This window comes from Mesotoga sp., assembly GCF_035363035.1.
GTDB lineage: Bacteria > Thermotogota > Thermotogae > Petrotogales > Kosmotogaceae > Mesotoga.
Map to the genome: position 1 here is coordinate 1 of NZ_DAOSEH010000081.1, position 10171 is coordinate 10171.

6 protein-coding genes and 2 CRISPR repeat arrays are annotated in these 10171 nt (G+C 50.0%); of the genes, 2 read left to right on the forward strand and 4 right to left on the reverse strand.

The genetic code is table 11. The features are described 5' to 3' along the window. Positions 1-30 precede the first annotated feature (30 nt). Positions 31-1120: direct repeats of the CRISPR family, unit length 30 nt; unit sequence GTTGAGCGAGAACCAATGTGGGATGGAAAC. A 299-nt stretch (positions 1121-1419) separates the two neighbouring features. Then, positions 1420-1848: direct repeats of the CRISPR family, unit length 30 nt; unit sequence GTTGAGCGAGAACCAATGTGGGATGGAAAC. 219 nt (positions 1849-2067) lie between these two features. After that, the gene (locus tag PKX57_RS09980; RefSeq protein ID WP_472417092.1) at positions 2068-3600 is read left to right on the forward strand and encodes a Fic family protein; all 1533 of its coding nucleotides are present in this window, start codon (positions 2068-2070) and stop codon (positions 3598-3600) included. A gap of 281 nt (positions 3601-3881) precedes the next feature. After that, complete coding sequence (locus tag PKX57_RS09985) at positions 3882-5288, forward strand: formylglycine-generating enzyme family protein (protein ID WP_472417094.1); 1407 nt, start codon at positions 3882-3884, stop codon at positions 5286-5288. A gap of 52 nt (positions 5289-5340) precedes the next feature. Here the strand turns inward: PKX57_RS09985 and PKX57_RS09990 are convergent, their stop codons facing one another. The 4 genes from PKX57_RS09990 to PKX57_RS10005 form a co-directional block, all read right to left on the reverse strand. After that, on the reverse strand, positions 5341-5934 hold the full coding sequence (locus PKX57_RS09990) for an RNase H family protein (RefSeq protein ID WP_213922940.1): 594 nt from the start codon (positions 5932-5934) through the stop codon (positions 5341-5343). A 71-nt stretch (positions 5935-6005) separates the two neighbouring features. Further along, a complete protein-coding gene (locus PKX57_RS09995) occupies positions 6006-6776 on the reverse strand; it encodes a prepilin peptidase (RefSeq protein ID WP_472417096.1) in 771 nt (256 codons plus the stop codon). Further along, positions 6761-7831 (reverse strand): tetratricopeptide repeat protein, encoded by a 1071-nt coding sequence (locus tag PKX57_RS10000; protein ID WP_213922942.1) that lies wholly within the window; start codon positions 7829-7831, stop codon positions 6761-6763. Before PKX57_RS10000 ends, PKX57_RS09995 begins: the two co-directional genes overlap by 16 nt. A 199-nt stretch (positions 7832-8030) precedes the next feature. Beyond that, the gene (locus tag PKX57_RS10005; protein WP_213922943.1) at positions 8031-9761 is read right to left on the reverse strand and encodes an amidohydrolase family protein; all 1731 of its coding nucleotides are present in this window, start codon (positions 9759-9761) and stop codon (positions 8031-8033) included. Positions 9762-10171 lie beyond the last annotated feature (410 nt).

A 10171-nucleotide genomic window follows, 5' to 3' on the forward strand; every position in this document is an offset into this window, starting at 1 on the left:
GGTCTGGGACGACTGACGATGGACGGCTCTTCTGAGCGAGAACCAATGTGGGATGGAAACGAGCCGGACAAACAATGAAGCCGTCTGGAAGCCGGTGTTGAGCGAGAACCAATGTGGGATGGAAACAGGACGTAGTTCTATTTATTCCATTTGTACTCCTCCGGGTTGAGCGAGAACCAATGTGGGATGGAAACTTTCGGAGGAAAATTCCGAAATCCTTTTGTTAGTTGGTTGAGCGAGAACCAATGTGGGATGGAAACGTTTCACACCCGAACTTAATTTCTCGTGTGTGTACTTGGTTGAGCGAGAACCAATGTGGGATGGAAACGATTCATAGCCTCTCACCCCATTTATATGTCAGATATGTTGAGCGAGAACCAATGTGGGATGGAAACGTAGCAAATGCTCCACCTATTATGTCATGAAGACCCAAGTTGAGCGAGAACCAATGTGGGATGGAAACTAGTTTGTGAGGACAAAAAGAGCGACCCCCGGTTTCCCGTTGAGCGAGAACCAATGTGGGATGGAAACGAGTTTCAGAAGAATACTAGAAATCCGCATTTTCAGTTGAGCGAGAACCAATGTGGGATGGAAACAGAGGAACGGAAGGGGTACGCTGTACGACCCCATGCGTTGAGCGAGAACCAATGTGGGATGGAAACGTAGTAAGACTGCTTACTTTCATTTATATTCCTCCCAGTTGAGCGAGAACCAATGTGGGATGGAAACTTCTTTAGTACCTTCTAACATATACCATTTCTTGTTGAGCGAGAACCAATGTGGGATGGAAACGGTCATCATTGCCGTCATGTAGTTCCACTGCCTGGTTGAGCGAGAACCAATGTGGGATGGAAACGTTTATATCGCTTCATAGCATCTATCACTGCCATCGCGTTGAGCGAGAACCAATGTGGGATGGAAACTTGTAGTTAGGGCTTGCCCACACCACTTCGTTCCGTTGAGCGAGAACCAATGTGGGATGGAAACGAGGACTTTCTCAACTCTTGCAACTGGTTCTTCCGAGTTGAGCGAGAACCAATGTGGGATGGAAACCCGTAGGCTTCTACTCTCTTCTCGACCTCTTCTCTGGTTGAGCGAGAACCAATGTGGGATGATAGGAGCGGTTGTGAGTGGTGTGTGGTGAGTAGTGAGTGGTAAAGAGCAACAGTGCGAAAATCGTCGGTAAGAGCGAGATCCCGTTTTAGAGCACAACGGGATGACAGTGTGGGGGAGCATTTCAGGACAGGCTCCACGGGGCGCGGGATGACAGTTTTACTCCCTTCCCGTCATGCCGGACTCCGATCCAGCATCTCTATCGTCCTCGGAGAGAGCTGACTCATGAACCAAGAACGATGAACCGCTCTTTGCCCTTTCGAAGGACGGGTCCATGCTCCGGGACGACTGACGATGGACGGCTCTTTTGAGCGAGAACCAATGTGGGATGGAAACGCATGAGGGGTTAATCTCATATCATAGAAAATATTAGTTGAGCGAGAACCAATGTGGGATGGAAACAGGTTGAAGAAGAACCTTCTCGCGCTTTCTTTCTTGGTTGAGCGAGAACCAATGTGGGATGGAAACATGGTAGCTTAATTTATAGATTACCAATATCTGAAGTTGAGCGAGAACCAATGTGGGATGGAAACCCAGTAGAAGAACCGCTTGATCTTTCGATAGTAGTGGTTGAGCGAGAACCAATGTGGGATGGAAACCATTTCTCCACCTCCCAGAAAACAAGCTGATGTTTCGCGTTGAGCGAGAACCAATGTGGGATGGAAACGAAGCTACTTCCGAGGGCTCATTCGCCATCGGATTCTTGTTGAGCGAGAACCAATGTGGGATGATAGGAGCGGTTGTTGGTAATGCGAAAATCGGGTACAGACCACAGGAGCCGGTCAGTCCCCATTTTCGCTCTCTCTTTTCTCTCACTCTCTCTTTCTCTCTCCTCTTCTCGCCCTTTCGAAGGACGGCCCTGGTGAATCCCCTGATTTTCGTAATTGTTTTTCTTGACTTGTGCTAAAATATAACGATAATTCTTGTGTTGTAATCATTTTTCCGGAGGAAGCTATGGCTGAAATCGATCGGGATAGATCGGCTGACAGACTCGCTGGGTATGCGGCGCTTATCGAGCGATATGACTTGGATGTCATTCCGAACTGGCACAGGTCCCTGGTGACTACCGGTGGAATCCACAGGATCGACTCGAGCGAGGGCATAGTCGAGGAGGTATATCCTCCCAGGTACTGGCCTGGGGATACACCGGGCGATCACCTTGAATTTGCGCTCAAATATGACGGGACTAATCTCGCGATACTCGCCAGCCTCTTTCAGGTAGTTGCAGAGGAAGATTTTCTCGAATATGTCCGCTCCAGGCCGACCGGCAAATACGCCAGGCGGCTGTGGTATCTGTACGAGTTTCTGACCGGGAAAACGCTTCCTCTCGATGACGTGAGGCGGGGTAACTACATCGATCTGCTTGAGCCGGATGAGTACTACACGATCAGTACGGCCCGCCAGATTCGTCGTCAGAGAGTCAACGACAATCTGCTGGGTGACCCACGCTTTTGCCCGACGGTTCGCCGTACAGAAACCCTTCGAAGCTTTGAAACGGCCGATCTTCCCGGGCGATGCCGCAGGGCTGTGGCTGGCTATTCGCCGGAGTTGCTGAGGAGGGCGCTAGGCTATCTGTACACCAGGGAGACAAAATCCTCTTTTGAGATCGAACATATTAAGCCAACATCGACCAGAACCGGGCGATTTGTAGCGCTGCTCCAGCTGGCCGAGCAGGAAGACTTTTGCGAAAAACCGCGCTTGATCGAACTTCAGAATCGAATTGTCGATCAACGGTTTCGAGACTCCGATTACCGGACGGTCCAGAACTATGTCGGAGAGACAATCGCCTGGCAGAGGGAAAGAATACATTTCGCATGTCCGAAGCCTGAGGATCTGGCCGACCTGATGGAGGGCCTGGTAACCGCCCATAAGTGTATGGACGTAAGCGATGTGTCCCCCGTGGTTCACGCCGCCGTTATCGCCTACGGGTTCGCTTTTCTGCACCCGTTCGAAGACGGCAACGGTCGAATTCACCGTTTTCTGATCCATAACATTCTTGCCCGCCGGGGCTTTACGCCCAAAGGCGTCATGTTTCCCATATCGGCGTCGATGCTGAAGAACCCTGAAGACTATGACGCCTCTCTGGAAGCCTTCTCACGTCATATTATGCCTCTGGTGGACTACTCGCTCGATAAAGAAGGCAGCATGACCGTTCACAACGATACCGCCAGGTGGTACCGCTATATCGACATGACGCCCCAGGTGGAGGCGCTCTTCAAATTCATCGATCAGACCATAGAGGAGGAACTCCCCCGGGAATTGGCGTTTTTGGCCAGCTACGATGAGACAAAGAAAGCCATCCAGGAAATCGTTGATATGCCCGACCGGTTGATAGACCTCTTCATCCGCTTTTGCCTGCAGAACAACGGCAGGCTTTCTGCACAGAAACGCAAGAGCCACTTCGACTTTCTGTCGGACGAGGAAATCGCACATATTGAACAGGCCGTTCTTGCAGTTTACGGAAAGAGAACCTTGAACGATGATTGATGGCGCCCCGCGAAACTCATGACGATCGGCGACACTCATCTCCGGGCCGGAAGATAAGTTTATGCGTGCCAGACTAGACGACTGATAGAAAGCGATGAACAGGGCTTATCCACCGATAAACGAATCGCAGAAATTGAAATTCACACGAGTGAATATTCCTTTGTGCAGTATGTAATAACTGCTATATTAGTCTTATGAGTGCATTGCACCCCTTGCAGTGTATTGTCTGAGTCTTCAAGTGTTTACTTCGAGTGCGAGGCCTCGCTTATGGAGGTGGGGTAATGAAGAAGTCGTTTATTTCGGTTTTTTTGTTTTTACTGCTAGCGGTTGTAATACTTCTTATAACAGGATGTCCCTGGTTTTGGAAGGAAGGATATGTTAAGAACGAACCTCCAGAAGTTAATAAAGTGAGCGGTCCAGACGGAGAGATCTCAGAAAACAGCAGCACCTTCACCTGGACTGGAAAGGAATATGACGGAACGATAACTAAGTACGAATACAGAAAAGATGAAGGGAGCTGGGAGAGTAACGCCACGAATACGAGTTACACCTGGAACGGTTACTCGGAAGGGCCTCACAAGTTTGAGGTCAGGGCGAAGGATGATAATGGGAAGTATTCGACCGCAGTGAGCTGGATCTTTACATATAACAAAGCAAACCAGCCACCTGTCGTGGCGAAGGTCAGCGGTCCAAACGGAGAGACCTCAGAAAACGGCAGCACCTTCACCTGGACTGGAAGTGACCCCGATGGAATTATAGAAAATTACTTATTCAGGAAGGACGACTGGAGCTGGGAGAGTAACGGTACGGGTACGAGTTACACGTGGAACGGTTACTCGGAAGGGCCTCACAAGTTTGAGGTCAGGGCGCAGGACAACGAAGGTGCTTACTCCAACATAGTAAGCTGGAGCTTTGCATATTCGACGGGAGTCGGAGAAATGGTACTCGTCGAGGGTGGAACTTTCATGATGGGAGATGAATTTGGGGACTTAGTGGATTTTTGCAGACCGGTTCACGAGGTAACTCTCACATACGACTTTTACATCGGCAAGTATGAAACTACTTTCGACGAATACGACGCCTTCTGCGAGGTTACAGGCCGGAGCAAACCAAGCGACTCGGGTTGGGGAAGGGGAAGCAGACCTGTAATCTACGTGAGCTGGCGGGACGCGATAGCATACTGCAACTGGTTGAGTGAGAAAGAAGGACTTCCCAAAGCGTACGACACCATCGGAAATCTATTGAACAAAGACGGAAAAGTAACGACAGACATAACAAAGGTACCCGGATACAGATTGCCTACTGAAGCGGAATGGGAATACGCAGCCCGTGGCGGTAACGATAGCAATGGATACATGTATTCCGGTAGCGATGATGTAGATGAGGTGGCCTGGTACTATTCGAATTCCGAGGATAAAACTCACGAAGTCGGGAAGAAGGCTCCCAACGAGCTGGGTATCTACGATATGTCCGGAAATGTGTGGGAGTGGTGTTCCGACTGGTGGTACGATTACACAGAGACAACAAAGATAAATCCATACAACGGTACTGCTGGTTCCTACCGGGTAGAGCGTGGCGGCAGCTGGTACAAAGTCGCGACGTGCGCACGTGTGGCGAATCGCGGCAACTACTCGCCCACTGAAACATACAGCGGCCTGGGTTTTCGTATTTGCAGGACGGTGCCCTGATTACACTTTAGCCTTTTTACTACGGGATGACAGTGCAAGAGTACCATGGAAATTACACCATCTTACATTCCTGCAGTGCTTTTTTTGCGAGTTTATCGGCCATTTCGTTGTAAGAATTCCCACTGTGTGCCTTTACTTTCACCCACTTTATCGAGAGACTTTCTGAGATCTCTCTCATGCGCTTTCTGTACTCGATTGTGCGCGGTGTCTTCGCCTGCCAGTATTCCTCTGCCCATCCACAAAGCCCTTCGTAATCGTAGTGGATCTTCACTGCCGTGATGGACTTCTTCAAACAGAACTCCACGGCTTTTTCGACCGCCACTATCTCTCCCGCGACGTTCCGCATACCGGCGCCATCCCTGAAACAGCCCGAGATCATCCCAATCACTAATCCGTTTTCAATAATGACTGCGGCGTAAGAGGATACCTGGCCACGGCAACTCCCGTCCACGAAGATATTAACCCCTTTGAAGCTGTGGCCGTTGAACTCCTCCCAAAGGGAGATCAACCGGGCTTTTTCCGCCGGTCCGGGTCGGCCTTCGACCACGATCCTTCTGTCTCCCTTTGAGTTACTGTATATTTTAGTGGGATATATCGTTCTGATCTGTACGAAATACTCACCGCCACCCTCTACGACACACTTCATTCCTCTCTCTGTGAGAAAAGTACAGAATTCATCCGCTGCTTCGTTCAGAAGAGTTCTCCAGTCTTTTGTACTCAAAATGCGTACAGTCCTTCTATGAGGTCAAGTACCAGTACCGTCAGATACCCGGCCGATGCGATGAACGGACCGAAGGGAAGTTGGGCCAACCTGTCGAACTTTCGCCTTTTGACGGCCGATGCGATCGCGTAAGAGGCCAGTGCTACGAAGGCTGCTATCATGATAGTGTACAGAGAGCCTAGTATCCCCGTGGCCAGTGAGAGCACCGCCAGAAGCTCGACATCGCCGAAACCGAAACTATCCTTCCGGAACTGGTTGGCGATAAGAAAGAAAGCCACCATGGCACCGGTTACGATAAGCGCTCCTATAAGATTCTCCGGGAAACGGCCCCGGAAGAAGGCCCAGAAGAAACTGCCCAGCCCCACCAGTATCACTCCCGAATCGGGTATCATGTAATGCTCCAGATCTATGAAGGCGGAAACAACTAGCCCGGTTACCATAAGAGAAAGCGAAATCGCCTCAGACAGTGGAAAGAGCGCGGCGTTGAGCGCATAAAGCGAGGCCGTCATAAGCTCTACGAGAGGGTATCGGGGCGATATTCTCGAGCCGCAGTACCTGCATCTTCCTTTAAGGGTGAGATAACTGAAAAGCGGGATGTTATCCTTCCAGGCCAGCTCGTGCTTGCACGAAGGACATATGCTTCTTCTGGGCTTGAATATCGTGTACTCCTTCGATGGTATTCTATAGATAAGAGCGTTAGAAAAACTACCGAAAACCAGCCCAAAAATAAAAAAAATCGGTACGATCAGCGCTAGAGGATACCACACTGTCTTCTCTCTTCTTCTGTGAGAAATTCGTTGAAAAGCTCCTTCTTTCCGTAGAAGTACCAGAGCTGGCCCTTCTCAAAGGATTTCATGAGCCTTCTGGCTTCCTCGCAGTTCTTGAGTTTCATGAAGGTTACCACCAAAAGCATCTTCAGCTCGGGCTTTTCCGGTTCTTTCTTTAGAAACTCCAGAACCTGTTCCTGAACAGTGTCAAAGCGGCCATATCTGAACTGCGTCTTGGCCCAAACTTCGACGTCGTTTATATAGACAGGTCGGGAATTGAGTATCTCCTCTTCGATCTTGCCTGCCTGTTCGAAATCGCCGGCCTTCTGACACAGCTCAACCATTTCGGCCTTGGTGAGGATACTTGAGGGGTCACGCTGGGAGAGCGTCCTGAGAACGTTCATCGCCTCGTCTATTCTACCGGCTTGTATATAGGCATCGGTCAGCATGAAATACGTTACTAGATGGTCGGGGGCTATCGAGATCTCACGATTCCAGTATTGTGCGGCCTTGTCATATTCCCCCCGGTTGTAATAGGTCTGACCGAGGAAGGAGTGTGCACTCAAAAGCGAGGGATCGATCATAAGGGCCTGCTGAAGCCATCTTATACCCTCCTCTTCGTTTCCTTCTTCAAGATAGATGTTGCCCTTGAGTTCGCACAGAGTGGCTTTGTCAACGTTCGCATCCATTAAAAGATCGAGGAACTTTTGTGCGCTTTCGTAATCGCCTCGATCGGCGATGGAAAGTATCTTGTCCTGGAAACCGCCGAAAGTACCTCTCGCGAAGTTCTTCACCGTGAGTCCGCACTCGTTCATGTACTCGTTGAACTCCAGGTACTCTATGGGGGCGTAAATCTCCGGCTCGACAATATCCTCGAAAGCTGCTATTAAAGACTTGAGAGTTTCGAGGTCCGGTTCGATCTTCGTCCCGCCGAGATCCTCAAGGCAGAGATTGAGGTCTCCGTCGTAAATCTGATCGAGAATCGCTACCGAGAAAGGCAAAGTATCCGTTATAGAGTAGATGTTACCATCATACTTGAGGCGAATCAACTCCATTTCCCCACCTCTTTTCCGTGTTTCTTAGAATATACCATGTTTGCGACCGGATAACACTAACGTTGCCTTATATGGTGCAAAAGAAGTGTCCGTGTCTCGCTCGCGACCACGGAAGAGCCGAAGAACCAACCGTTCTTAGAAAGTAGACTGTCCAGTGGCGGCTACTGGCTATTTGTTTAATCCTCCCTCTTTTCTTTAACTAGAAATGGATAAGTCGAGAGTCTTTGCTCCAGAAGACTTCTCCGTTTATGTAAGTCGCCAGCACTTCGATCTCGGATATCTTTTCGGGATCTACCTCTCTGGGGTTTTCGCTCAGGATGATCAGGTCGGCGAGCTTCCCAACCTCTATACTGCCTATTTCTTTATCCATGAACAACTGATAAGCGGCGTTTATCGTGTAGCCGCGTATAGCTTCATCGATCGAAATGCATTCCTCCGGTCCGAGTATCCGACCGTTCACGGTTTCCCTGGTTACGGCCGTCTGCAAACTTTCCAGGGGCTTGTTGGGCGAAGTCGGTCCGTCGAAATGGAACGAGTAACTGACGTCATACTTCACCGCAGAAGCCACAGGACACCAGCGCTGTCCTCTTTCTTCACCCACGAGCGTGGGAATAACATCTCCCCAGTACCGTACGTGCGCCATAAGGAAGCTCACGGCCACTCCCAGCCTCTTCGCCCTTTCGAGCTGATCGTCGCGGATCATGGGAACGTGTTCGAGACGGATGCGGTGATCGGCGGTCGGATACTTCTGCAACCCGGCCTCGATCGCATCCATAGCCCAGTCGATGGCAAGGTCTCCTTCTGCATGTATCGCCGCGGAGATTCCCCTTATTAGTATGTCGTCTATGAAATCCTGCAACTCTTGCCGGGTTACGTAGGGCTCCTGCATATAACCGGCCGGAGTATCCATGATTCCCGTGGTCGTATCGTTCACCAGATAAGGCTCTCTCATCGATATCGTCCCGGTCCAGGGGCTTCCGTCGATGAAAAGCTTTCCGCCGACCATTTTTATCATTTCGCTATCATCGGGTATGACTATGTTTTTGTAATCCACCGCGTAGCCGCGCAGACGAAGAGTCTTTTGCAGCCGCTCCGTTAACTGATACAGGGTCAGTATATCTTTCTCGAGAACGTTGTCGCTTATAGTGGTGACTCCGTCGCTCGCGTTGACCAGCCACCCATGGTAAACGGCCTCTGCCAGCTGCTGGGGACCTCCGAAATATTCGAGCAGGTAATTCTTTATCAACATGGAAATCGGACCGCCCTGATCGAGCCTTCCATCGAGTTCGCCGTTCTCATCCCTTCCGAAGGTTCCCGCCATAGCGCCGACGGGATCTGGTGTGTCTTTGGTTATACCCGCCAGCTCGAAAGCCATCGAATTTGCGAAACCTATGTGGACGCTGTTTCCCCAGATGAAAAGAGGGTTGTTGGGCGCTATCGCATCCAGTTCTTTCTTTGTGGGGTTTTTTAAACCCTTTTGCAGGAGAGGATCCCAGCCGAAGAAGACCAAATACTCACCTGGTTCGGCCTTCGCGACGGCTTCTTCGATCATGTCCATGATCTTCTCGCCGTCGGTATAACCCACGGCGGGCCTTATATCGACCATGGCGCTTTCAACGACCATTTTGACGAAAGGATGAGAATGAACCTCGACAAATCCCGGCATAAGGGTTTTGCCCTTCAAATTGATAACCTCGGAATCTTCGGTGATGAATTTGACGATTTCTTCGTTCGTACCGACGGCGATGATTCTGTCGCCCTTAACGGCCACGGCCTGCGCCTCGGTCATCTGTTCATCCACAGTCACCACTGTTCCATTGATGAACAGAGTTATCTTTTCTTGAGCGGTGGCGGAATTGATTTCGGGTCCGCCACAGAAAACCAATGAATACGACAGCAGTGCAAGCAGAAAAACGGCTATTTTCCTCACTGGGTTCACCTCCCTTTTCAGGTCCCTTAGATCTCTGTTTTTGAAGTATCTTTCGCACAAACATGCCACACGAGTGAACTAGACAAAGAACATGGATTAGCAACCGGAAAGCCTTGCGTTCAAAGTCCGCAGAAAGAACTGATTCTTTTTTCAAAGAGCGGGTATGAATCTCGAAAAGAGGCAAACTCATATGAATCGTAAGTTTGAAAGCAATTATAGCACGAGAGATCGCCATTACAGCCTTGCCAGCAGGCTTCTTCACTTGAAATCATAAGTTGAGATAACTGAAGAGTTTGAGATGTGTCTGGATTGCCGAAGTCTTGTAGTAGAATATTTCTTAACGGAATAATCTATTTCGGCACCAACCACGGCAAGATCGTCGCCATCAATTGCAGCAGTAACGGCCTGGA